This window comes from Wolbachia endosymbiont (group A) of Urophora cardui (assembly GCF_964028435.1).
Lineage (GTDB): Bacteria > Pseudomonadota > Alphaproteobacteria > Rickettsiales > Anaplasmataceae > Wolbachia.
The window spans coordinates 172,858-198,753 of the sequence record NZ_OZ034774.1 but is presented as its reverse complement, the minus strand read 5'-3'; the positions used below and the strand labels follow the sequence as shown (position 1 = coordinate 198,753).

The following is a 25,896-nucleotide window of genomic DNA, read 5'->3' as shown; positions in this document are numbered from 1 at the left end:
CACTTAAAATGTAAAATAGTTTTACTAATTAAGTATAGTAGGCCATAAATGAACAACATAAGAAATTTTGCAATAATAGCGCATATAGACCACGGTAAGTCAACGCTTGCTGACCGTTTAATAGAGAAATGTAACGGCCTTGAAGCAAGAGAAATGATCAATCAAATACTCGATTCAATGGATATAGAGCGTGAACGTGGCATTACAATTAAAGCACAGACGGTAAAACTCAATTATACGGCAAACGACGGTAATCAATATTGCCTAAATCTCATGGACACCCCAGGTCACGTTGATTTTTCTTATGAGGTAAGTCGAAGCTTAGCTGCATGTGAAGGTTCACTTTTAGTGGTAGATAGTAGCCAGGGTGTTGAAGCTCAGACTCTTGCAAATGTATATAAAGCTATTGACAACAATCATGAAATAATAGTTGTACTCAATAAAGTTGATCTCCCTGCTGCAGATCCAGAAAAGGTAAAACTCCAGGTTGAGGAAGTAATTGGCATTGACGCAAGTGAGTCAGTTTTAATATCAGCCAAGACTGGTCTTGGAATAAGGGATGTATTAGAAGCTATAGTGACAAAACTTCCAGCTCCTCAAGGTGATGTGAATGCTCCACTACAGGCAATTTTAGTTGATAGTTGGTATGACACTTATTTGGGAGTAGAAATTTTAGTACGAATTAAAAATGGAGTGCTAAAAAAGGGCATGAAGATTGTTATGATGTCTAATAACTCTACATACCAAGTGGACAATATCGGTATTTTTACTCCTAAAAAAGTAATGACAGGTGAACTCTCAGCAGGTGAAGTTGGTTTTATCACTGCTTCAATGAAGGAAGTTGCAGACTGTAGAGTGGGAGACACTATTACTGAAGAGAAAAGACCGTGCAGCAAGGCATTGCCTGGTTTTAAAGAAGTGCACCCTGTGGTATTTTGTAGTATTTTTCCTAATAAAACGGACGACTTTAAATATTTAAGAGAAGCACTGGAAAAATTACATTTGAATGATGCAAGTTTTACTTTTGAAGCAGAAACTTCAAATGCGCTAGGCTATGGATTTCGTTGTGGTTTTTTGGGAATATTGCATCTTGAAGTTATTCAAGAAAGGCTCGAGAGAGAATTTGATTTAGATCTAACAGCAACTGCACCGAGTGTTATATATAAGGTTACAACGCAAGGTGGTGAAGTTCTGAGCATTCATAATCCTAGTGACATGCCAGATCCAACAAAGATTGAAATGGTAGAAGAGCCGTGGATTACTGCAACTATAATGGTCCCTGACCAATATTTAGGTGAGATTCTATCATTATGTGAAGAGAGGAGGGGAGAACAGGAAGATTTATCTTACATTGGTAACACAACAACAGCATTGTTAAGATATAAGTTACCACTGTCTGAAGTTGTTTTTGACTTTTATGATCGATTAAAATCAATTTCCAAGGGGTATGCAAGTTTGGATTGGGAAATTTCCAGCTATCTGGTAAGCCAAATAGATAAATTAAGCTTTTTAATTAATGGAGAGCCCGTAGATGCACTGGCTTGTATCGCTCACAAAAGCAGAGCAGAAAAAAGGGGGCGTGAAATATGCACACGCTTGAAGGATCTAATACCACGTCAGCAATATAAAATCGCGATTCAAGCGGCAGTGGGCGGGAAAATTATTGCCAGAGAAACGATTAATCCATATAGAAAAGATGTAACAGCTAAACTCTATGGTGGAGATGTAACGCGAAGAATGAAACTACTTGAAAAGCAAAAGAAGGGTAAAAAAAGGTTGCATTCTATAGGGAACGTAAATATTCCACAGAATGCTTTTATTCAAGCTTTGAAGATAAGTGATTGATCTTAAAAGACTTCTTGTATAGTTTTTGGCAACAACCGTTAGAAACGAAAAAACTTACTTGACAAACTCCGCCAGCCTCCTTATCATGGTACTGGAGGTATTCAGTTATCTTCATCTGTGCAGATTAAACAGCAAGAAAACAACGTATTGGCGTCTTATTTTTAATTTTTTGCACTATGTGCACCTTATGTCTTCACAACATTTCTGGGTTTTTACCTATATAAGCTGAAACGCGCTTATAAGTCGTTTAAGACAGTATAGTACGCCAATTTGCAGGATTAGAGAGTGACAACTAGCTAACACGGGGTTTCTTTTGCCTTTTTTTCTGCTTAGTAAATTTCTTAACGTTTACAATTTTGTTATAAAAGTAGCTAAATTGGAGCGTTGAGAGTAAAAAACGCCAATTTATAAAGTTAATATAGATAATTAGCCAACCATGGGGTTCCTTTTGCCTTTTTTTTCGTTTGGTAAATTTCTCAAACATTTATGGCTAAAGTAATTTAGGTTCACCGACAACCGTCATCCCGCTACGTGTTAGCGGCTAAGAGATACCGTGAATAAATCACGGTATGACGTAGGATTGCTGTCATCCTGCTGCGTGTTAGCGGATGAGATACCGCGGCGGTATGACGGTCTGCGGCGGTATGACGGTTCGTGGTGGCATCTCGTCATCCCGCTACTTGTTAGCGGCTAAGAGATACCGTGAATAAATCACGGTATGACGTAGGATTGCTGTCATCCCGCTGCTTGTTAGCGGTATCTAGAGATACCGCGGCGGTATGACGGTTCGTGGCGGTATGACGGTTCGCGGTGGCATCTCGTCATCCCGCTACTTGTTAGCGGGATCTATGCTAAGAGATACCGCGAATGAATCGCGGTATGACGAGGGAGAACAGTTGCTACTTGTTAGCGCCGTGGCGGTATTACGGTTAAGCAATTCGTCATCCCGCTACGTGTTAGCGGGATCTAGAGATACCGCGGCGGTATGACATAGGACTGCTGTCATTCCAGCGCGTGACGCTGGAATCTAGAAAAAAGAAAACGGATCCCAGTGTCTGGGCACTGGGATGACATCGTTTACTATGTGATATCGTGCCATATTACAATGTTCGTGCAGTTGTGTGTCAACTACTTTTGTGGCACCGTTTGTTATTCAATCTTTATGCTAGCTTTACTAAAAATTATAGTATTTTAGGTATAATTGCAATATCTAAATTTAAGGTATAGGGATGAACCCTAGGAAAGTTTTTAATATTCTTTTTATAGTATTATTTATTTCTTTTTCTCATGTTGGGAGTGCTGCCGCTGACACTAATGCTGATACAACTGCTCAAGTAATATGTAATATTATTGGCTACGTTTGGGGAATAGGTGGACCGCTTATGACCGTAGTGATAATAGGTGCAGCTTTGCTTGCGATATTTGGTAGAATGCCATGGCCAGCTCTTTTTGCACTCGGTATATTTTGTGCTGTATTTTTCGGTGCTAAAACTATTGTGACAAAAGTAATGGGTGGTATAGGTGGAAATACTTCTTTGATGGACCAATGTGGAGTGGACAAACAGAAATAAATTCCGATAACATTTTGCCAGTAAATTGCTTTTATATATTGTATTAGAAGTTAAAAATTATTTTTTTTCTAAAACAGACCTGATGCACGGCTTCAACTATATCTTCCACTTGTGGTAATGCTTTTTTTTCTAGATTTGCAGCGTAAGGTAAGGGGATGTCCTTGCCAGTTACGCGCATAACTGGAGCATCAAGGTAGTCAAATCCTTGTTCCATAACAACGGCTGACAGCTCTGCTCCTATTCCTGCAAATGGCCATCCTTCTTCTACACTAACTAACCTATTAGTCTTCTGAATAGAGTTAATAACAGTTTGAGTGTCAAGTGGTCTTAAGGTTCTGAGGTCAATAACTTCAGCTTCTATACCTTCACCTGAAAGTAAATCTGCTGCGTTTAAAGCATCCATTAATTTCAGTGAGAAAGCAGTGATAGTTACATCCTTTCCTTCCCGTATAACAGCAGCCTTGCCTATCTCAAGTAGATAATCTTTATTTGACAGCTCAGAGTCAGAAACTTCATGTTCATGTCCGTAAGCTATTTCGTTTTCTAGAAATATTACCGGACTCAGGTCACGAATTGCAGCTTTAAGCAGACCTCTGCAATCGGAGGCAAAGTAAGGTGCTATCACTTTTAATCCCGGTATATGCGAATACCAAGATGCAAAGCATTGAGAGTGTTGTGCAGCAACTCTTGCTGCAGCACCATTTGGCCCACGAAATACTATGGGGCATCCAAGTTGTCCACCTGACATATAATTTGTTTTTGCTGCAGAATTCACGATTTGGTCGATAGCCTGCATAGAAAAATTAAAAGTCATAAATTCGACAATTGGCTTTAATCCAGCGAATGCTGCTCCAACAGCAAGGCCAGCAAATCCATGTTCGGTAATAGGCGTATCAACCACTCTATTTTCTCCAAACTCTTTCAGTAATCCTTTTGTTACTTTATAGGCACCATCATACTCTGCAACTTCTTCACCGATGATCAACACGTCAGGGTCGTTTTGCATTTCTTCTCTGATCGCTGTGCATAAAGCTTCTCTTACACTTAAGGTTGCCATTTATAAACTTTTATAGACTTTAACTAAAGTAACTATATCAGAATTACTAGGAAGCGTACAAATTAAGTTTTACAAACTGACCTTACCCAGATGATATGAATAAGTATTACTTGGTTGAAAGCAAGAGAAGATAATAACTTCTCAGAGTGGATAGGTGGCAGTTCTTTTGAGGCACTGTCTGCTCTTACATGGAGTGTAGGAAGAAGACCTCATGACCCAGATTGGCTTTGTTGCATAGCTAGTGTTGGTTGAGGTTATTGTAAGAAGAAAAGCTTTTTAATATATGGCTACTAACGCATTTTGTTGTAAAATAGGCATTTTTCAAACAAGTACAACTTATGCCACAAAAAATGAGAGTAAGTAACCAAAGAGAATATAACGAGTTTCTCAAAAAAAGAGGAAATGTTTTTCATTTTGTTAATCAAGCCATAGAAAATTGGTATGAAAATAGTCCAAAAGTTGCAGGTGGCAATAACACTTATAGTGATAAAGTTGTAATTTTAATACACATAATAGTTCATCTTTTTAGAATTGGCTTGAGACAAGCTGTAGGTTTTGTAAAAGGTTATATGGTACAAATAGGCAAAAAACTTAAGATTATCAGCTATACACAAGCTTCCAGAAGATTTAAAAAGCTTAATTTGAAGATTGATGACCATAGAAGCAATAAAGATGATCTGGAAAATGTTGAAATTGCCGTAGATAGCACTAGAGTTAGTATCTACAATAAGAACGGTGGGCATAGTAAGCTTAATATTCGAAAAAGAAAATACAGTGGTTATGGTCAAGTAAGAAAATTACATGTTGTTTTAAACATAAATGATAAGAAAGCAATAAGCATGAACTACACTAGTGGTGTTGCTGTAGACTATTTGCCGGTCTGCGATATGTTAGAAGAAGTCAGTGATAAATATAACATTTGTTCTATTCGAGCAGATGCGGCTTATGATATAAAAAGTGTGTATAAAGAATGCAGAAAATACAATATTGTGCCTATTATTCGCCCTAGGAAGGATACTAAAATTTGTTTAGCTGACTACTTATCAGAAAGAAACAAGTATATTAGTAGAATTAGGTCATATGAGAATTATGAAGATGGTATTAATGAATGGAAGAAAAAAGTTAAGTATGGAGCACGGTCTTATATTGAAGTCTTTTTCTATAGGTTGAAGCAAATATTTGGGTTTGGCTTGAAAAATAAATCAGAGGTAAATCGTGAAAAAGAGCTGTTAATTAAGTGCTACTTATTGAACAAATTTACTGATATAGGTATGGCTAAATTTAAATTAGCTGCGTAAATTCACTGTGATTTACATGCCTATCAGTGCTATGCAACAAAGCCACCCAGATTCTGCCACCGATGAGGCTCAGTCACCTTTTGATAGCCTGAAGATGGCTTTATGTTTCCTGTTTCTTTTTTCCTTTTCCTCTATAAATATATTGTTTTTATATTCAGTTTAAATATTTCACTAATTCTTTTTATCGTCATTGTTTTTTCATCAACTGCTTTGAGAACTCGTTCTCTGAGGTCTTCACTATATGGGCTTGGCATTTTTCATCTCTTTAATATGCCATTATAACTTATTCTATCCTTCAGGTAAACCTTTCTTGGGTTAGCTATAGCAGTGGGAATAGCAGTTGGAGCTTATTGTCTGGTTGCTGCTGCAATCATATACTATTGTAATAGACCTTCAAATTCACTTGAAAATAGCAAGGTCTAAGGGTTTTCTGGAAACCATGAACAACCTACTCTGTAAAATTCACAAGACCTATTAAAATATTTTTTTACTTTTCATCGTATATTTCTCAACATATTATCTTTAAATACTAAAATAATTAACAATATGGCATTATTAATAGTTGAATCACCTGCGAAAGCAAAGACAATAGGCAAATATTTAAGTAAAGAGTTCAAAGTAGCTGCATCCTTTGGACATGTGAGGGATCTTCCAGCAAAAAACGGTTCTGTCGATCCGGATAATGATTTTGCTATAAAGTATGAAACCATTGAAAAAGCAGAAAAGTATATAAAAGAGTTAGTAAAAGCAGCGAGTAAAGCATCAGATATATATCTTGCAACAGACCCAGACAGAGAAGGGGAAGCAATGGCTTGGCATGTGATAGAGACATTAAAAGAAAAGAAAGCAATCAGTAATGAAAACAACATTTATAGAGTAGTCTTTAATGAGATAACAAAGAGAGCAGTTCAAGAAGCAATAAAGAATCCACGTGAAATTAATATGGACTTAGTGCGCGCACAGCAAACACGCAGAGCTTTGGATTATCTAGTTGGATTTAGCTTGTCACCGCTGCTGTGGACAAAATTGTCGGGAAGCAAATCTGCGGGGCGAGTTCAATCTGTTGCATTAAAGCTTATATGCGAACGAGAAGATGAAATCAGTAAGTTTATAACACAGGAGTATTGGAGCATAAAGGCAGAAATGCAAAATAGCAAAGATGAGGCTTTTTTTGCTATGCTGAGTCACTATGACAATAAGAAGCTAGAAAAATTTGATATTAAAAATGAAGAAGAAGCAAAGAACTTAGTCAGGGAGATTGAATCAAGGCAATATGCTGTAAGCACAGTAGAACGCAAGCAAGTTAAGAGAAATCCGCTTCCTCCATTTATTACCTCTACTCTACAGCAAGATGCAGTGAATAAGCTGTATTTTAATGTGAAAAATGTTATGCGCATAGCGCAAAATTTATATGAAGGTATCGATATTGGTGGTGAAACTGTAGGGTTGATAACTTACATGCGTACAGATGGGTTTCATATTGCAGATGAGGCTATAAACTCAATTAGAGGGTCAATTAAGTCGTTATATGGTGATAAATATTTACCACAGTCTCCTCGTAAATATGTAAAAAAGGTCAAAAATGCTCAAGAAGCACATGAAGCAATTCGTCCAACTGATATCAATAGAACGCCGGGTAGTATTAAGGATTACTTAACGCCAGAGCAATTTAAATTGTACGATTTAATCTGGAAAAGAACCATTGCAAGTCAAATGGAATCGGCGATTCTTGATCAAGTGGTAGTTGAAATTAGTTCTACTGATCAGAAAGTGATTCTGCGAGCAAGTGGATCAAGTATATTCTTTGATGGTTTTTATAAAGTCTATCAAGATAACATGGAAGCCGAAAATGAAGGCCTGCTACCTGCCATGAAGGAAGGGGAAGCGTGTAAGCTGATTTCAGTTGAGCCAAAACAGCATTTCACTCAACCGCCACCTCGTTATAGTGAAGCAAGTATCGTTAAAAAAATGGAGGAAATCGGTATAGGCCGTCCATCAACTTATGCGACAATTATTTCGGTATTGCAGGATCGTGAGTATGTTACACTGGATAATAAAAGATTTATTCCAAGCAGTCGTGGTAAGATCGTTACCATATTTTTAGAAACTTTTTTTCAGCGTTGTGTAGAGTATGATTTCACAGCACAAATGGAAGAAAAGCTTGATTTAATCTCAAATGGACATGCAGATTGGAAAAAAGAATTGAGCCACTTTTGGGTGCCATTTTTTGGTCATGTAAATTCTGTCAAGCAAATGACACATGATGAAGTTTTCAGCGGCATTCACGATTTGGTAGTTAATTGGTTTTGTTCAGAGGAAGGAAAAGAAGAAATAGGTAAGAAATGCCCTGCTTGCTCTGATGGTATATTAAAATTGAACTTTGGGCGAGCAGGAGTGTTCCTTGGATGCTCTAACTATCCTGAATGCAACCATACAAAAGAAATTACAGGTAGTAATGACAATTTAGAATATCCAAAAAGTTTAGGTGTAGATGATATAACAGGCCAAGAGGTAGTAATTAAAAAAGGTCCTTTTGGGCTTTACCTTGAGTTTAATAGTGAGTCCAAAAAGAAAAAAACAGTTTCCATACCAAAGGATCTAAATGTTAATGATATTGATCTGAATACCGCTACTCAGTTACTTTCCTTGCCAAAAGTAATCGGAGAACACCCTGAGACCGGAAAGGAAATAAAAATAGGCCTTGGACGATTTGGGTACTATATTTTTTATGATGGTAGATATTTTTCTCTTAAAAAAAGCTCTAAAGAGGTGCTGAATACAGAATTGAGCGAAGCTGTACAAATTATTGCAAACAGTCCACGCAAAGAGTTAAAATCTCTCGGGGTTAATGAAAAAGGAAAAGAAGTTTTCATCTGCAACGGTAGGTACGGATTCTATATAAAATGCGATAGAACAAACGTTGCTTTGGGTAAGAATGCAGATATTGAAAGCATAGATTTGAAGAAGGCTTTAGAGTTGATTAAGGGTAAGAAATAGACTTCTTGCATAACCATATGCTCTTTATTGTCATTCCAGCGCGCGACGCTGGAATCTAGAAAAAAAGAACCTGGATGCCAGTGTCTGGGCACTGGCATGACACCCTTTCTGGTAGAGGTTGCTCTCAAATCACAACGTGCATACAACTGCAGCGGCATGATGTTTTATTTATTATAGCTATAACACTGAAGTTTACAATCAGAACAAACCACTTGGCCACGTGGAACTGACTTCAGCTTGTCCGTTGAAACTTGATTTGAGCAGAATATACATTTTATTGTGTTGCTTGGAGTAAGTGAGTTGTCAACAGTAATTCTATCATCAAAAACAAAACACTCACCTTCCCAATTACCATTTTTATTATAAGTTTTTTCAAGGTAAGAAAGAATGCCGCCTTTCAGGTGGTATACATTGTTAAATCCAAGATTTTTCATGTACGCTGTTGATTTTTCGCATCTAATCCCACCAGTGCAGTACATAGCTACTTTCAGGTCTTTACTCTCAGAGAAAGACTTTGCCCACTCAGGAAAATCGCGAAAACGCTGAGTATGTGGATTGATTGCATTTTTAAACTTGCCTAATTTCACTTCATACTCATTTCGTGTATCTATTACTAAAACGTCAGGTTGAGAAGTAAAATCATCCCAATGCTCTGGATCAACATATTTACCCTTAAGGGAAATATCAAGATTGCCTACACCAAGATTCACAATCTCTCTTTTTAATTTTACCTTCATCTTGCTAAATGGTTGATATTCTGCTGCACTCTCTTTCCATGTAAGGTCCCTTAGCCTATAATCAGAACGTAGAAAATCGAATATTTTATCAATCGCGTTTCTTTCACCAGATACGGTTGCATTAATACCCTCTTCTGCAAGGAGTATAGTACCCTTTAATTCAATGTTGTCGCATGCAGTTTTTATTTCGTCTTTCATGTCATAATAATTAGAGAGTTCTACAAAGTGATAGAAAGTTGCAATGACGAAGCTCATGATTATTCACTTATCAACTAAAAACATGATATACAAAATTATAAAGATATTCAATAGTACGGCTGTTAATTACTGGATATCTTCAGTTTTTACATATAACATTTTAATATCAAATATAGATCCAAATTAATGTTTTTGAGAGTATTTAAAAATATATTCTTATTTTTAGTAAGTATATTATTCGTCTGTCCTATACTATCGTTAATATCGATTCTATTTACAGAATCAGCAAATTCTGGATGGGTAATCAGCACACTTTTCCCTGAATATATACTGAGTACGCTAATTTTGATGATAGGAGTGGGGGGGATATCCTTCATATTTGGAGTGATTCCAGCATGGCTCACCACATTTTTTTCATTTCCTGGAAGTAAAATTTTTGAGATTGCTTTGTTCTTTCCGATATCGATTCCTGGATATATAGTAGCGTTCGTCTATGTAAATACACTAGAATTTTCAGGTCCGGTGCAGAGCTCATTAAGAGACATTTTAGAGTGGAGCAAAGGTGACTATTGGTTTCCTGAAATAAAATCCCTAGGTGGTGGAATATTAGTAATGGGATTTAGTTTATATCCATACGTTTATATGCTAGTCCGCTCAAGTCTAAAGAATGTTAGTAACTCAGTCACTATTGCGTCAACACTTGGGTTCTCCTCATTACAGAGCCTGTTTTCTGTCATCATACCTTCCATACGTCCATCAATTATAGCTGGGTTGTCCTTGGTACTAATGGAGGTAATTACGGATTTCGGCACACCACAGTTTCTTGCTATCGATACTTTTACGACAGGAATATATCGCACCTGGTTTTTACTGCATGATAAATATTCAACTACTGTTTTAGCAGTTGCAGAATTGATTTTCGTTGCAACACTAATAGCTATCGAAAAGAAACTACAAAAAAAAGGAATATCTTACTCTTCAATCAACGCTAATGCAGATTATCACAACAAACGGAGTGTAAGTGGCACTATACCATTGATCTTTGCTTATCTTATGTGTGTATTGCCGATATTAATAGGTTTTATTTTGCCAATGATTCCGCTCATATATTGGAGCATAGAGAAGGGGTTTTTCATATACGAAGCAAGGTTCTATAATATAATAGCAAATAGCGTTAGTTTATCATTTATCACCGCATTAATCTCAATTAGCATTGCAATAATGATTGGATATACGGCGCGTAAAAGTAAGGTAATCAATAATGTAGCACGTCTCATTTCTTTAGGCTACGCAATTCCAAATGCAATTATCGCAATTAGCATAATAATATTTTTAAGCAGAATATCTTCTTTCATTACTCAATATATTGTGGAAATTAGCTTGGTAGGAACTATTGGCGCATTAGTTTACTCATATTTATTTCGTTTTTTTGCTATATCTTTCAAGGCGGTAGAATCAGGGCTCAAAAAAACACCAAATGAAATTGAGTGGACTGCATATACCATGGGTCATGGGCCTATTTCCACATGTTTGAATGTTCATATCCCTCTCATCAAGAAGAGTATATTATCGGGATTTTTGCTCGTATTTATGGATACTATCAAGGAGCTCACAGCAACACTCATTATAAGACCATTTAGTTTTGAAACTATATCAACTAGAATATATGAACTTGTAAGCGATGAGCGCTATAGAGAAGCTGCCCCATTTTCGTTGATAATAGTTATAATAGGCTTAATCTCTACAATAACCTTATTTACACTTGATGATAAGGATAAAAAATAAACGTAACCGTTCACAGATTTCCACTTAATTCTTCAATCTCACTAATAGAAAGGCCAGTAAACTTGACAATAGTGTTGACATCAACATTATTAGCCAGCATTGCTTTTGCGACTTCAATTTTCCCTTCAATTTTCCCTTCAATTTTTCCTTTCTCTATACCTTTTTGTATAGTAGAGTGGGCAGCCAGCGAGTTACTTGTTAAGTACTTTTCCAACAACCCCTCTCCGAACCACGCATGATCGTTTCCGTATCACGTGGCTCTCCAATAATCTAACGTTTTAAGGAGTCACCATCATATTTTCCATATTGGATTTTCTTATGGCATTCATGACAAACAACAAGAGTCTTCCTCTGTCGTTCAATCATTCTCTTTTTCCATTTCGGTAGCTCAGTATTACGTTTACCTAGCAAATCAGCAAGTTTACGTACGTGATGTACTTCAATCTGCTCTTGTGATTTACATAATTCACAAGTTTGTGCCAATAGTCTTTGCTCTATTTCACTACGCTTATTCCATATTGGTATAAGGTTATCACTTATACTTACCCATTTATTCCATTTTAGTGACACAGCACCAAAGTGTGTAATTAATGGTATCTTTGATGGTAAACGATCTACTCTGACTTGGATGACTTTTCGTTTTTCACCTTCGTCGTTTTCAATCATTGCACCAAATTTTCTATAAATTTTCCTGCAAGTTGTTTTGTATTTAGATGCTAAAGTCTTTACTAATGATACTTCCATCACATACTTCAAATAACTTAGTGTGTGAAGGTTGTAGGCCATTTTGTAATATTGTACAATTCCTCGATATTCAGTTTGATACTGAGCAACAATACTGTAAGCTGTATCAAGTGTACGTTGAGGTAAATGTATAGGCTTTCCACAACGCATATATTCAGAACACTTTTTCTGCTTTATATGATGTGGTACACGTAACCCAATACTACCGTTAATACATCGTTGTGTCCGATGATCATGTTTATCATCTGCATGCAAGACGTGTATTTTATAACCTAAAAAATTGGCTTTGCTATCACACGCGTGTGTAATAAGCGTTTTATCTTCATTAAGCATAAGTTTGAGCTCCTCATTGAGGAATTTAGCAATCTCATTTTTAATTTGTTCAGCTTCATTTTTTGGTCCTGCAAACCCTACCAGAATATCATCAGCATACCTAACATACCAAAGACGTCGATAATTTAGATCACAAGAATCCTTAGATGGCATACCCTGCACTAATTGACGCAGTTGTTTTGCTTGATCCCAGTTCCCTTGTTTTCTCATCATCGATACTTGCATGGTTAACCTTAAATATTTTGGATTTGTCTTTCTTCGCTTACCTCGGTTATTTGCTGGTATTAGTATATGTTCCACATGTTTATCTAACCGATCGAGTAATATGTTACTCAAAATTGGACCAATAATAGAACCTTGTGGTACCCCACTATGACTCTTATTGTACTTCCAATTTTCCATATATCCTGCTTTTAGCAGTCGATTGATTAGCTGAATAAAACGGTTATCTTGGAAGCTTTCACTCAGTATTTTCAACAACATAGTATGATCAATTGAGTCATAACATGCACTGAGATCTCCCTCTATAAACCATTTTGTACCTCTGCCTTTTTGCATTACTGCTCTTAATGCAGTGTGGCATCCACGCTTTGGTCGAAATCCATGTGAACATTCACTAAATTTAGGCTCATAGTAGGCTTCCAATATTAATCGGATTACTTCTTGAAGTAACTTATTTGACCATGTTGGCAATCCTAACGGCCTGCGTTTACCACTCTTCTTTAAAATATAGATACGTTTTACTGGTGTCCACCGATATCGCTCATAGCGTAAATCCTCTATGATTTTATCGATTTTCTCCAAAGACATACCATCAACTGTTTCAGTTGTCACACCTTCTGTCATAGCACCTTTATTACGACAAAGTTTGCCATACGCTCGAAGGTAAAGATCACGCTGATAAAGTAGGCGATATACGTTTTTAACCGGCAAATTTCTTTGTCCACGTTCACGTATAATGTTAAGTATTGTTTCAGCTTTCCGCATCTTGCGTACCTCCCAATTTCAACATTCAATTATCTGTCACCCTTTGCCCTGTATGTGGCTTTCCCACGCTCCCCGGTGATTCGTTACTTTCACGACTACTACGATGACTCCGTAACCATAGAACTCGCGTTCCTTAGGTCATCCCATGTTCCGTCACTAAGAACTGTTCTAGATCAACTTAGGTTTTCCATTCATCCTCTTAAATAAGTTCACTACTTATCGTTCTACAGCCAGAATGTCACACAAACGAAAGTTTAATCTGTGCTTACCGTAGACATGGGGTTTTAAATGCGATACCCATGGATGTGAAGTCCCACCCCTGAAGATTAGAATTCAAGCAGTTTAGCTTTAACCATATTGATCAGGTGTTGCAAGCCGTTATCTTACACATCTTCAGATAACTCTCGCTTTACATACATGCTCTTGTCCTCCTTCCCTTTCGGGTTAAAGTTAGTTGTTCACCTCGAGGCCATTTATTCTGAACCCCGCTTAGCTCTGCTAAGTATTTCTTAATGCGTACCACGGCGCACCCTTTCTCTTCAGCAAGATCAAGTCTGTATTCAAGAATGGCTTCTTCTTTCCGTAGATCCATTATTCTTTCTTCGTAAGCTACTAAATCTTTTTCGTTCCAACGAAACTTGTCTAATTCATCATATGCTAGCTTTATTATTGGCGCTTTTTCTGCAATTTTCTTTAGATCTTCATCTGTCGTTTCTTCAGCATATTTAAAGAAAAATAGCCAACGATCTACTATGCTTTCTAGCTGTTCTACTTTGCTTTTTGTAAATTTAGGTAACTCAATAAAGACAAATTGAAAATCTTTTAAGTAATGGCCGTTGGTTTTTATATCACGTATATTATGAGTAGAGATATAACCAACTTCTTCAGGAAGTAAGTTACAATTGGAAATAGCAATAAAGAAGACTTTCTTTAAATCAATGTAGTTGCCAGATTTATCTAATTGTCTTGAGTAGGCTTTAGCGGCATATAATTGAGCGCGTTTTTCGAAGCCCTTGTCTCTAGCGAGCTGCATTTCTGCTATATATCTATTTCCATGAGAATCCTTGCAGAGAACATCAACAATACTTTGTTTATCAGAGGCAACTTCGGGATCCATAATAGTGCTAAGAAACTCAACTTCTTGTATTGCATTTATCTCAGTAAACCCTAAAATATCGTTCAAAAAGTGGATCAGGATATTCTTATTTTTTTCCGTTCCAAAGATTTTTTTGAAACACAAATCATTGCGAGGATCGAGAAATTTTGAAAGAGCCATGGCAAAAATGCTTGAAAATATTAATAATTATACACTATTATTAACAATTATTCAACCATATTTTTGAAGATAGCTATAGCTATGCTGCCGCGGTATCTCTTAGCATAGATCCCGCTAACAAGTAGCGGGATGACGAGGTTATCGTCATGCCGCCGCGGCGCTAACTAGTAGCGGAATGACGGTTTTTCAAATTGTCGGTAAATCTAAGTCAGTTTAGCTATAGGCAGCAATTTCCTGTATTTATTTTAAATTGAAGAAAGCTCAAATGAAAGATCATGTTTTGCTAAAAATCACAGAATACAGTCTGGTTACAAATAAACTATTTTGATAGTTAATGGGGTCTAGTTTTGACGTATGGACTATCCAAAGAAAAGGGTGGTATCATAACCTCAAAAATTTTTATTCTTTCTTCATTCAGAAATTCATACTTACCCTGCATTATTCCTGACGGTGCATTTAAGTATGTTCCACTTGTGTATTTAAATACCTCTCCAGATTTTATCACAGGTTGTTCTCCGATAACACCAACTCCGGCAATTTCATTTATTTTTCCCTTATAATCTATTATTTGCCAATGACGACTTAATAATTGAATAGTTGATTGGCTTTTGTTTTTTATCTTAACGTTATACATCCATATATAGCAATTTTCATAAGGAATGGATTGCTCTTCAATATAAATTGGTAAAACTGTAACTTCAACAAAGTTGGTAGTTAGTGTGTACTCTATCATTATAGAATATTCATGATAAAAAGATAGTATTTTAATTATATACTTTTTTCATAGATTTTTCAAGTATACTTTAATTAGGAAATATCAATTTATAGTATGAACGAACCAGATGCGCTTAGCAAAAAAGTAATAGGAATAATAGGTGGTGGACAATTAGGTAAAATGACTGCTATCGCTGCAACAAAACTTGGACAAAAAACACATGTTTTTGCCAGTGCTAAGGACGATCCGGCTTGCTCTGTTGCTGATGATTTCACAATAGCAGATTTCTCTGATAAGAAAGCGCTTGAATCTTTTGCACAGAGTGTGGATTTGGTCACTATTGAGTCTGAAAATATTCCATGTAGTGCAATTGATATCGATGTAAATTTTTATCCGGGTAAAAAAGCGTTACACATTGCGCAAAATAGGCTTAGAGAGAAAGATTTCATTAGAAGCTTGAGTATAAAAACTGCTGAATACAAAAGTATACAAAATTATAATGAGCTACTGAAAAGCAGTAGAACTTTTGGCTATCCAACAAGGCTGAAAACAACAGAAATGGGTTACGATGGAAAAGGGCAATATGTGCTTGAGAATGATTCTGAAGTGAAGCAATTTGCTTCCTTTGATTGGAATACAGAGTACATTCTTGAAGCAAGTGTTGATTTACTGAAAGAGGTTTCAATAGTCATTGCAAGAGATAAAAACGGTAAAGTAGCTTTTTTTCCTATAGCAGAAAATTACCACGTTGATGGAATACTTGATACTTCAACAGTGCCAGCTAAAATAGATAGCAAATTAACTCAAGAGGTACAACGAGCTGCAAAGAAAATAGCAAATGCGCTCGATGTAATAGGAATTCTGGCTATTGAATTTTTTGTTACTAAAGATAACGAATTGTTAGTTAATGAACTAGCTCCAAGACCTCACAATTCTTGCCACTGGAGCTTGGATGCATGTAACGTTAGTCAATTTGAACAGCTGGTTAGGATAATATGCGGGCTACCTATGCAGGAAGTAGTATTACGCTTTCCTTGTATGACGAAAAATATAATAGGTAACGATATATATGATTCTCATAAGTATTTGAGCAACGAAAAAGCTAGTTTAACCATATATGGAAAAAAAGAGGTTAGAGATAAGCGTAAAATGGGACATGTCAATATAGATTTAAGTTAATAGTTTTTCTACGTCATTCTGCCACAACTGTACGAACATTGTGATATGATGAGATGTTACATAGTAAACGGTGTCACTCTAGCACGTATTTGTACGAACATTGTTATTTGAGCACACCAGGAAGGATGTCATTCAAGTAGCCCCTTTGTTGTCATCTGAGTAGCCCCTTTCTCGTCATCCCGCTACGTGTTAGCGGGATCTCATTTCACTTTATGAGGGTGTCATCCAAGTAGCTGACACTGGTTTCCATCCAAGTAGCCCCTCTTGTCATCCCAGTGTCAAGCACTTGGATCCAAGATTGGATACTGAGTTGGTGAGTATAAAAGTGTTGTGTTATGGCTAACGCTGACTGGCTTTGTTGCATCGCTACTTATGAAAGGCTAACTATAGCTAGGATTATAAGCAACCTATTGAAAATCTTGTTTTTTTGCAATCAATCTGATCAAATTTAAGAATAGTAATTTATTATTTATATTAATAAACTTAATTCTATTGAAAATAGCTAAAGCATTGAAATTCTTGAATTTTAGCCGGATTAGTGAGTGGTAGTGAAATTTCTTTTACTCAAATTTAGGTATTCACTGACCGTTCTTGTTATAAATACCAGAATAATAAGCTACTGATATTCTCCATCTTTTTTATCTTTAATCCATCATAGCTAGCGATGCAACAAAGCCATTCGGACTCAGATAAAATACCACCACCACGTTGCTTTTCTGACAATTCTCGATATCTTTCTTTTTTTTTAGGTGGGAGTTTATCAGGATGATATTTCAGTGCTAATTTTTTATAAGCTTTGTTTATTTCTTCCGGAGTAGCATCTTTATTTACTTCTAGTATTTCATAGTAGTTCCTAGCCATATATACCCCAACTCACAAATAATATATATTAGCATCATATGACATAAAAATCAAGTGAACTCACCCAGGAAAAGTAGAGATGTAGACAATGCTGGAATTTCTATATACTATAGCTTCCTACTTCATACCGCCACGGCGCTAACAAGCAGCGGGATGACGGTTGTCAGGCTAGTACCTTCTCCTGTCATCCCAGTACCTTCTTCTGTCATCCCAGTGCCTTCTTCTGTCATCCAAGTAGCTAACACTGGGATCTCATTTTACTTTATGACGGTGTCGTCCTAATACCTTCCCCTGTCATCCAAGTAGCTAACACTGGGATCTCATTTTACTTTATGATGATGTTATGAAAGTAGCTGACACTGGGATCCAGAAGACTTAATTTCAACCAAATAATAAAGGCTAGATCCCAGTGTCTAGGCACTGGGATGACACCTGTAGCCCTACGTCATACCGCGATTCATTCGCGGTATCTCTTAACATAGATCCCGCTAACACGTAGCGGGATGACGGTTATCGGTGAACCTAAGTTACTTTAGCTATAAACATTAAGAAATTTACCAAACGAAAAAAAAGGCAAAAGAAGCCCTAGTCATTGTCTATTTTCAGTATTGGCGTTTTTTAAGTCTTAAACACTGCAATTTAGCTGCTTTTAAATGCAACTCACCTACACCGCAAGTGTTTAAGAAATTTACCAAGCAGGAAAAAAGGCAAAGAAAACCCAGAGTAGCTAGTATTCAAATTCTCCCTTGTCAATTTGACGTTTTTTGCTGTCTTAAACGCTTTGTAAGCGCGTTTCGGCTTATATAGGTAAAAACCTAAAAATTTTTAAAGACATGCGATGCACGTAGTGCGAAAAATTAAACATGAGACGCCAAATACCCTAAGTTTTTTGTCATTAACCTGCACAGATTGCGAAGATAAATAAATAGCTTCACTATCATGACGTGTATAACAATGTTACAAAAAATAATATCATAGGGTTCTCTCTACTTTTTCTGGGTAAGATCAGAATTTCCTCTTAAGCCTTTAGCTCCTCAAATACTTCACTTGCTCTATTTAAAACAGAATCAGGAAAACCAGCAAGTTTTGCTACATGTATTCCATATGACTCATCTGCAATGCCTTCAATTACTTCATGTAGAAAGATAACCTCTCCGTTCCACTCTCTTATTTTTACACAAAAACATTTCACGTTCTTCAAGTATTTGCTTACTTTAGTTAATTCATGATAATGAGTTGCAAAAATGGCGCGGCACTTATTTACATTGTGAATATGTTCAATCACCGCCTGAGCAATAGATAAGCCATCATACACTCCTGTGCCCCTACCAATTTCATCAAGTATCACCAAGGAACGATCTGTTGCCTGATTTACTATCGTTGCTGTTTCGATCATCTCTACCATGAAGGTAGAATAACCAGCTGTTATATTATCTGTTGCACCAACCCTGCTAAATATCTTGTCAATCACTCCAATATGCGCACTCTCTGCTGGCACAAATGACCCCATGTGAGCTAAAACTGCAATGAGAGCGTTTTGCCTCAAGAAAGTGCTTTTTCCAGCCATATTAGGACCAGTAATTAGATGTATACCAGCTAAATTGATGCTATTTGCAATGAATTTATCGTTAACTTCAACCACTGGATGTCTTCCATTGCGAATATTGAACTCTTTACTGTCATCGATAATGGGTTTTACGTAATTATTTTGCACTGCAAGCTCCGCAAAAGTGGCTCTAATATCAAGTTTTGCCAAAGCATTTGCAGCAAGAGCAATTTTTTCAGATTCTTTAGCGACTTCACTACACAGTTCACTAAAAATTTTCACTTCTAAGCTGATTGCAGCATCACGTGCCGTAAGAATTTTATTTTCTAGTTCTTTCAATTCATTAGTAGTGTAGCGCATGCTATTTGCTAAGCTTTGCCTATGAATAAATATGTCCGAAGTTATTTTGTGATTTGCTGACACTTCAACGTAATAACCAAGTATATTGTTGTGTAATATTTTGAGTGCGGCAATGCCAGTTAGGTCGCGATAAGACTCACGGAGCTTAGTTACCAACTTGTTACTGTTGTTCAATATATAAGATAACTCAGATAATTCTGAGTTGTATTTTGGATTGATAAATCCTCCTTCTTTCACGGAACTGAGGTTATTATCAAGTATAGCGCTGTTTAGAAGCTCGAATAGATCTTTATGATTACCAAGACTTTTATGTATTGTGCTTAGTTCACTCTCGTCTGATTTTACTGTCATTCCAGCGCGTGACGCTGGAATCTGCATCTGGATTCCAGTGTCAGCTACTTGGATGACATATTGTTGTGGGAGAGATCCATTTTCACCTGATTCAATTTTACATAAGAACTCAGACAACTCTAAAGTTTTTTCTAGGCCTATTTTTAATAGGTTCATATCCTTTGGTGAACCACGCCCTAGTATTAAGCGCGATAAAGACCTCTCAATATCTGGAATGTTAGATAATATTTCTCGTATTTTTCTGCGTGGCTCATGATTATTTACAAAAAATTGAGCGGTGCTGAGCCTCAAATTGATTGCCTTGGAGCAAGCAAGTGGTGAAGCGAGCATTTGTTTGAGCAGGCGTCCACCAGAGGCTGTAACTGTGTGATCAATAACTGAAATTAGTGAACCTTTCTTTTCACCAAATTGAGTTGAAAACAACTCAAGATTTCTCCTTGCTGAAGCATCAATAAGCATGAAATTTTGTTGCTTATAGGTTTTTGGGAATTCAAGCCTTGGAATGGAGCCCCTTTGTGTTACTCTGACATATTCAAGCAGTGCACCGCACGCCATGATTTCTACTTTGCTGAAATTTCCTATACTCCCAAGTTCCCTGATTTTATAAAACTCGCATAACGTTCTGTGAGATTTACTATACTCAAAAAAACTCTGTGCGTGTTGTGTAATTGATATTTTATAATTTTTTAAAATCGATCTAATTTTTTCGTCCTCAGTGAATTTTTCAGAAATTAATAATTCTCTTGGTGATATACGCAATAAATCACTATCTAGAGCTTTCAAATTCGTTAAAGTGTGAAAAAATTTTCCCGTTGATAATTCAAGCCAACTAATAGCATATTCGTCATTTTGTTCAACTATGGATGCGAGATAATTATTGCTTTTATCCTCCAGTAGCGAATCTTCTATAATTGTACCTGGAGTTACAACTCGTACTACATCACGTTTTACTATGGATTTATAGCCCCTCTTTTTTGCTTCATCAGCAGTTTCTAATTGGTCACAGATTGCTACTTTGAATCCTAAATCTATTAGCTTGTGTAGGTAAGATTCGCTACTGTGTGCTGGCACTCCACACATTGGTATTTCTTGCCCATTTGAATTGCCCCTCTTGGTTAGCACTATATTCAGCAATTTCGCAGCTTTAATAGCATCATCGAAAAACAACTCATAAAAATCTCCTAGCCTATAAAATAGCAGATGATCCTTGTATTGAGCTTTCAGGTTCAAATATTGCTCCATCACAGGGGTGTTTTTTTCTCTTACGAAGCTCATAATATTTTTTAATATATTGTATTGGTAATAAATTCAATGTTATTATAGATTATATTGCACATGTGAATAACATAAATTTTAGATAGGTGTATAGAGGGGAAAATTTAAAACAATTAAATTTCTTGGATCCAAGTAGTCAGGACACTTGGATGACACCCTCCTTGTATGTATTATAGCTAAAGTGACTTACGACAATTTGAAAAACGACAAATTCGTCATTCCGCTACTAGTTAGCGGAATCTATACCGCGCATAGCTGTACGAACATTCATTTTTGAAGGTAAATTGCACAGCAAATGGTGTCATTCCAGTGCTTGACACTGGAATCCAGCTTCTATGCAACCTCATCAAAAACATTCATTTAGTGTAAGATCAGCTACTTTCCATGCTAGTTTGCTTGTGAACAAGCAAACTTTTCTGGATCCCAGTGTCAAGCACTGGGATGACATCATAGGGGCGCTGGGATGACACCCTCCTTGTGTGTATTATAGCTAAAGTGACTTACGACAATTTGAAAAACGACACATTCGTCAGGCTTTGTTGCATCGCTAGCTATGATGGATTAAAGATAAAAAAGATGGAGAATATCAGTAGCTTATTATTCTGGTATTTATAACAAGAACGGTCAGTGAATACCTAAATTTGAGTAAAAGAAATTTCACTACCACTCACTAATCCGGCTAAAATTCAAGAATTTCAATGCTTTAGCTATTTTCAATAGAATTAAGTTTATTAATATAAATAATAAATTACTATTCTTAAATTTGATCAGATTGATTGCAAAAAAACAAGATTTTCAATAGGTTGCTTATAATCCTAGCTATAGTTAGCCTTTCATAAGTAGCGATGCAACAAAGCCATTCGTCATTCCGCTACTAGTTAGCGGAATCTATACCGCGAATGAATCGCGGTATGACGTGTTGCTTGGGTCAGCTATACGTAGGTTGTGGCCCTTCTTTTTGCACCATCAACAGATATTTCAGAGCTAACAGTGCTAATAGTTTTTTCTATCGCTTTAGCCTGTTCATAGTCTTGACTCAAAAAATACATGGCTAGCCCAACAGCTATACTAGCAACAAGAACAGGTGCTATCATTACACCTAGTATCATACCACCAGAAAGACTTACTGCAACACACACACCAGCTCCAAGTACAACACCAAGAAAACCACCAATTATTACGCCAGGCACCAAACTGCCTATCATAGCGCTTTCTTTTTTCGTATTAGCTTGTTCTTTCATACTTTTAATAAGCACTTTTTTTGTTTCTCCTTGAGCTAAATCTAAAGGAATTTTATTATCCGCGTTTTGTATCAAAGGATTTGCACTATATGTAACAAGAAGGGTGATTATTTCTTCAGTTTTCTTACCTATAACTGCATGATGTAGTAATGTATTTCCCTTTTCATCTTTAAAGTTTATATGAGTACGAAGTTCCTCATCTAGATTTCTTATTGGGTTGTTTTTTGCATATATCCTAGGTTTTATTGCTCTATCTAAGCATTGTATCACTTGTTCTAGTGATTGCTCGCCAGGATTTTGTATAAAATGAAGCAGAATTTCGTGTACTATTGCTTCCTTTGTAGTTTTTTGGTATCGTAAAGCACATGCAAATGTGTCTTTATTAATAGTTATTTCTTTGTTTTGTTTAAGGAAATCTTTTAACTTTCCAACTCTATTTATACTGTGATTTTCGCTAGCAATTATCGATTGTAAAGTTTTTCTGTTATCGTCACCAGTCATGCTATCCTCCTTGATTTGATTGCATTACTCATTAATAAATAATATAATAAATCCTGCTAAAAGTCAAGCAATTAATTAATAAGTTAATATAATTCTCCAAAAAGGAGCTCCTTACTTTTTGTTCAGCATGTCCATTGGATCAGACTCTTTAAGCTTGCTGTTTGCTGAATTTATTCATCACAATAGCTACAATGTGCTATCGAAGTTCTCTGTAATCTTAGTTGGTTCTTCTAGAATATTCAAAATATCAGTTGCACAATAAACCCGATCTCTCTTTCCTTGAGAAGTTTGTGAAACGATGCCTAAATCTTCAAGCTTTACGATTGCTCTTTGGGCTGTTGTAAATACGACACCTAAGTTTTCAACCACTTTCCTTATAGTAAAGTAAGGGTTTACAGCGAGATACCTTACAATACCACTCGCAACTCCCTCAGTTTTAGAACTAACTTCAGTTTGCCAATTTGCAATCAAAATGTTAATTCGTTCTGCTCTTGACAATGCATCCAATGATTGCAGTACTACACCATTTAAGAAATAAGAGAACCAATCATGCCACGTGCCTCTGTTGCTTATATTGTAAAGTTGGTCATAATACTCACTTTTTGTAGCTTCAAAAAATGCACTTAAGTATAACAGAGGTAATGGTAATAATTTTCTTTCGATCAGAAGTAATGTTATTAATAAACGTCCAATACGTCCATTGCCGTCCAAGAATGGGTGAATCGCTTTAAATTGATAATGACATAGAGCTATATGTATAAGTGGGGGTAATGTTCTATCATGTAAAAATTTTTCAAAAGAGTCCAAGCAACCCATCAATTCACCTGGCATTGGTGGCACATATTTTGCTGTGTCTATTGTACATCCTGGGCTTCCAATCCAATTTTGCACTCGGCGAAATTCTCCTGGAGTTGCGTGAGAACCTCTTACACCTTGCATAAGTTTTCCGTGAATTTCTTTAACCAACTGAAGCGACAGTGGAAAAGATTGTAAACGTTTTAGTCCATAATCGAGCGCTGATATATAATTGCGTACTTCTTGTAAATCATCGGGATTGCGATCTACATTAGCACCTGCTTCTTGAGCCAAAATTTCACCAAGAGTTGCTTGAGTTCCCTCGATTCTACTTGAAAGAACTGCTTCACGTGCTATAAAGGGTCGTATGAGAAGATGAGGGTTAGGCAATTTAGCTCCTTCCCTGGATGGCTTTGTTGCATCGCTACTTATGAAAGGCTAACTATAGCTAGGATTATAAGCAACCTATTGAAAATCTTGTTTTTTTGCAATCAATCTGATCAAATTTAAGAATAGTAATTTATTATTTATATTAATAAACTTAATTCTATTGAAAATAGCTAAAGCATTGAAATTCTTGAATTTTAGCCGGATTAGTGAGTGGTAGTGAAATTTCTTTTACTCAAATTTAGGTATTCACTGACCGTTCTTGTTATAAATACCAGAATAATAAGCTACTGATATTCTCCATCTTTTTTATCTTTAATCCATCATAGCTAGCGATGCAACAAAGCCCCCTGGATAACATACCCAAAATATGATCTGCTCTGGAAAGACTATTAACTAAATCATTGTCCCATTCAAATTTTGGTGGCAAGGGGTTAGGTATAAATGCCTGATAACCAGCGAATACTTTGCCTGATGGTGATCCTTTAATATATATTCATTCAACCTAGTACACTATTTTTATAGTATATATTATTTTCAAATAAAGTCAAAAATGAAAATAAGGCTTTATCTTATTTGCGTGCATGAAAATAAGAAACTCTCTTATTGTCGATTTTGCTCAAAAACAAAAATAGAAGAAGCTGCTGAACTTTATATTAGCAGTTATCCTGTTTTTCTGGAGAGCTGCTATAAAACTTCTGAGTGAAGTCACTTAATTTTTACACATCTATTGTAGAGTAAGAAGAGCCGAATTTGGGACAAAAATGCTAGCTGATGCTTGGACTTTACTGACACTTACACTACTTGAAACTATACTTAGTGTAGACAATTTAATCTTTATTTCTCTAGCAATAGATAAGGTACCAAATGCGCTGAGAGAAAGAGTGCGCCTTATGGGCCTTGGATTAGCGCTATTAATGCGTTTTGTAATACTATTTTTTACATCATCTATATTGTCAATGCAAAAACCTATATTTCACACTGCATCGCTAAATATTTCAGCAAGGGATTTACTTATGATCGCAGGGGGATTATTCCTTATTGTTAAAAGCTCTATGGAGTTATGGGATGACATCTTTGTATGTAAGAAAAATAAAAAGAAAGCAAACGTTAAATCAAAATTTTTTTTAGTTGTGCTACAAATTATATTAATAGATTTAGTTTTTTCAGTTGATTCGATATTAACTGCTATAGCATTAACTTATAACATGATAATAATTGCTACAGCATTTACATTTTCCATGCTAGCAATGCTGTTTTTATCAAGTTATACCGCCCAGTTAATCAAATCTAACCCAGGTTTAAAAGTAATTGCTATCTTATTTATTTTACTTGTCGGTGTGTACCTCATACTTCATGGATTTCATATAGAATTACCAAAAGGATATTTGTATTCTTCATTTATGTTTGCACTGCTTGTGGAAGTTATAAGCAAAATAAAGAAAACGTAGTGTGTAGACATAGCCTCACTCAAGCGAGATTTTCCTGTGGATTTAAGGTAATAAGAGGAAGTAGTAATGTTTTTTCGGGGCGAAAGTAACCTCTTGCATACATAAGTTTTTGTGCCATAATGGTTCTTTATTGAAAATAGCGTTGATGGATATCACTACTAGCTTATTAGGGGATATTAGTAATTTAATAGATAGAGCAAAGAATCATCTTGCTACACATTTCAATTCTACTCTAGTATTGTTAAATTGGGAAATTGGCTTCAGAATTGGTCAAGATATCTTAAAGCACAAACGTGCAGACTATGGCAAACGAATCATCTCCCAACTTGCAAAAGAACTTCAGATTAAATATGGACGTGGGTTTGATAGAGCTTCATTGTTTCGGATGGTGCAAATATAGGAATGG

At 36.2% G+C, this 25,896-nt stretch carries 21 protein-coding genes and 2 pseudogenes; 10 read left to right on the top strand and 13 right to left on the bottom strand.

Annotated elements, in window-relative coordinates:
• The first annotated feature begins 48 nt into the window (after positions 1–48).
• Positions 49–1,845 (top strand): translation elongation factor 4, encoded by a 1,797-nt coding sequence (lepA, locus tag ABWU38_RS01025; RefSeq protein ID WP_353272323.1) that lies wholly within the window; start codon positions 49–51, stop codon positions 1,843–1,845.
• 1,229 nt (positions 1,846–3,074) lie between these two features.
• Complete coding sequence (locus ABWU38_RS01020) at positions 3,075–3,416, top strand: TrbC/VirB2 family protein (RefSeq protein WP_253309185.1); 342 nt, start codon at positions 3,075–3,077, stop codon at positions 3,414–3,416.
• A 43-nt stretch (positions 3,417–3,459) separates the two neighbouring features.
• Here ABWU38_RS01020 and ABWU38_RS01015 read toward each other — a convergent pair whose 3' ends face one another.
• Positions 3,460–4,473 carry a pyruvate dehydrogenase complex E1 component subunit beta gene (locus tag ABWU38_RS01015; RefSeq protein WP_253309186.1) on the bottom strand — a complete coding sequence of 338 codons (1,014 nt, stop codon included), beginning with the start codon at positions 4,471–4,473 and terminating at the stop codon, positions 3,460–3,462.
• 114 nt (positions 4,474–4,587) lie between these two features.
• Here ABWU38_RS01015 and ABWU38_RS01010 point away from each other — a divergent pair, with 114 nt between their 5' ends.
• A complete protein-coding gene (locus ABWU38_RS01010) occupies positions 4,588–4,725 on the top strand; it encodes a hypothetical protein (RefSeq protein WP_353272322.1) in 138 nt (45 codons plus the stop codon).
• A gap of 86 nt (positions 4,726–4,811) precedes the next feature.
• A complete protein-coding gene (locus tag ABWU38_RS01005; RefSeq protein WP_353272271.1) occupies positions 4,812–5,771 on the top strand; it encodes an IS5 family transposase in 960 nt (319 codons plus the stop codon).
• Positions 5,772–5,902: 131 nt separating this feature from the next.
• Here ABWU38_RS01005 and ABWU38_RS01000 read toward each other — a convergent pair whose 3' ends face one another.
• Entirely contained in the window at positions 5,903–6,025 is a 123-nt protein-coding gene (locus ABWU38_RS01000) for a hypothetical protein (protein WP_264687946.1), read from the bottom strand.
• Between the two features lie 292 nt (positions 6,026–6,317).
• Here ABWU38_RS01000 and topA point away from each other — a divergent pair, with 292 nt between their 5' ends.
• Positions 6,318–8,768, top strand: coding sequence for a type I DNA topoisomerase (gene topA, locus ABWU38_RS00995; protein WP_253309187.1), 2,451 nt, complete (start codon positions 6,318–6,320; stop codon positions 8,766–8,768).
• 164 nt (positions 8,769–8,932) lie between these two features.
• Here the strand turns inward: topA and ABWU38_RS00990 are convergent, their stop codons facing one another.
• Positions 8,933–9,760: a rhodanese-related sulfurtransferase gene (locus tag ABWU38_RS00990; protein ID WP_265017441.1), complete on the bottom strand. Its 828-nt coding sequence runs from the start codon at positions 9,758–9,760 to the stop codon at positions 8,933–8,935.
• A gap of 129 nt (positions 9,761–9,889) precedes the next feature.
• Between ABWU38_RS00990 and ABWU38_RS00985 the strand changes: the two genes are divergently transcribed.
• Positions 9,890–11,488: an ABC transporter permease gene (locus tag ABWU38_RS00985; RefSeq protein ID WP_264687949.1), complete on the top strand. Its 1,599-nt coding sequence runs from the start codon at positions 9,890–9,892 to the stop codon at positions 11,486–11,488.
• A 10-nt stretch (positions 11,489–11,498) separates the two neighbouring features.
• Here ABWU38_RS00985 and ABWU38_RS00980 read toward each other — a convergent pair.
• The 4 genes and pseudogenes from ABWU38_RS00980 to apaG all read right to left on the bottom strand — a co-directional run.
• Positions 11,499–11,657, bottom strand: a pseudogene (locus tag ABWU38_RS00980) (transposase); the annotation flags it as partial.
• Between the two features lie 101 nt (positions 11,658–11,758).
• Positions 11,759–13,552 (bottom strand): reverse transcriptase/maturase family protein, encoded by a 1,794-nt coding sequence (locus ABWU38_RS00975; protein ID WP_253309139.1) that lies wholly within the window; start codon positions 13,550–13,552, stop codon positions 11,759–11,761.
• A gap of 409 nt (positions 13,553–13,961) precedes the next feature.
• Positions 13,962–14,828: an Rpn family recombination-promoting nuclease/putative transposase gene (locus ABWU38_RS00970; RefSeq protein WP_353272321.1), complete on the bottom strand. Its 867-nt coding sequence runs from the start codon at positions 14,826–14,828 to the stop codon at positions 13,962–13,964.
• Between the two features lie 331 nt (positions 14,829–15,159).
• Positions 15,160–15,561: a Co2+/Mg2+ efflux protein ApaG gene (gene apaG / locus ABWU38_RS00965; protein WP_353272320.1), complete on the bottom strand. Its 402-nt coding sequence runs from the start codon at positions 15,559–15,561 to the stop codon at positions 15,160–15,162.
• A 96-nt stretch (positions 15,562–15,657) separates the two neighbouring features.
• On the opposite strand from apaG, the gene ABWU38_RS00960 reads away from it, so the two are divergent.
• Positions 15,658–16,722, top strand: coding sequence for a 5-(carboxyamino)imidazole ribonucleotide synthase (locus ABWU38_RS00960; protein ID WP_253309191.1), 1,065 nt, complete (start codon positions 15,658–15,660; stop codon positions 16,720–16,722).
• A 714-nt stretch (positions 16,723–17,436) separates the two neighbouring features.
• Here the strand turns inward: ABWU38_RS00960 and ABWU38_RS00955 are convergent.
• The 5 genes and pseudogenes from ABWU38_RS00955 to ABWU38_RS00935 form a co-directional block, all read right to left on the bottom strand.
• A pseudogene (locus tag ABWU38_RS00955) lies at positions 17,437–17,583 on the bottom strand (DnaJ domain-containing protein); the annotation flags it as partial.
• 122 nt (positions 17,584–17,705) lie between these two features.
• Positions 17,706–17,828: a hypothetical protein gene (locus tag ABWU38_RS00950; RefSeq protein WP_265016654.1), complete on the bottom strand. Its 123-nt coding sequence runs from the start codon at positions 17,826–17,828 to the stop codon at positions 17,706–17,708.
• Between the two features lie 773 nt (positions 17,829–18,601).
• Positions 18,602–21,115, bottom strand: a complete 2,514-nt coding sequence (gene mutS, locus ABWU38_RS00945; protein WP_253309115.1) for a DNA mismatch repair protein MutS — start codon at positions 21,113–21,115, stop codon at positions 18,602–18,604.
• A 932-nt stretch (positions 21,116–22,047) separates the two neighbouring features.
• Positions 22,048–22,857 carry an ankyrin repeat domain-containing protein gene (locus tag ABWU38_RS00940; protein ID WP_264732319.1) on the bottom strand — a complete coding sequence of 270 codons (810 nt, stop codon included), beginning with the start codon at positions 22,855–22,857 and terminating at the stop codon, positions 22,048–22,050.
• A 186-nt stretch (positions 22,858–23,043) separates the two neighbouring features.
• Entirely contained in the window at positions 23,044–24,042 is a 999-nt protein-coding gene (locus ABWU38_RS00935; RefSeq protein WP_353272319.1) for a Fic family protein, read from the bottom strand.
• On the opposite strand from ABWU38_RS00935, the gene ABWU38_RS00930 reads away from it, so the two are divergent.
• Positions 24,028–24,162, top strand: coding sequence for a hypothetical protein (locus ABWU38_RS00930; protein ID WP_353272318.1), 135 nt, complete (start codon positions 24,028–24,030; stop codon positions 24,160–24,162). The two genes, ABWU38_RS00935 and ABWU38_RS00930, sit on opposite strands and share 15 nt — an antisense overlap.
• Before the next feature lie 142 nt (positions 24,163–24,304).
• On the opposite strand, the gene ABWU38_RS00925 is transcribed toward ABWU38_RS00930, so the two are convergent.
• Positions 24,305–24,469, bottom strand: coding sequence for a hypothetical protein (locus ABWU38_RS00925; protein WP_353272317.1), 165 nt, complete (start codon positions 24,467–24,469; stop codon positions 24,305–24,307).
• Between the two features lie 334 nt (positions 24,470–24,803).
• On the opposite strand from ABWU38_RS00925, the gene ABWU38_RS00920 reads away from it, so the two are divergent.
• Together ABWU38_RS00920 and ABWU38_RS00915 are read left to right on the top strand one after the other, a co-directional pair.
• Positions 24,804–25,490, top strand: a complete 687-nt coding sequence (locus ABWU38_RS00920; protein WP_253309112.1) for a TerC family protein — start codon at positions 24,804–24,806, stop codon at positions 25,488–25,490.
• Between the two features lie 145 nt (positions 25,491–25,635).
• Positions 25,636–25,890 (top strand): DUF1016 N-terminal domain-containing protein, encoded by a 255-nt coding sequence (locus ABWU38_RS00915; protein ID WP_264688114.1) that lies wholly within the window; start codon positions 25,636–25,638, stop codon positions 25,888–25,890.
• The last annotated feature ends 6 nt before the right edge of the window (positions 25,891–25,896 follow it).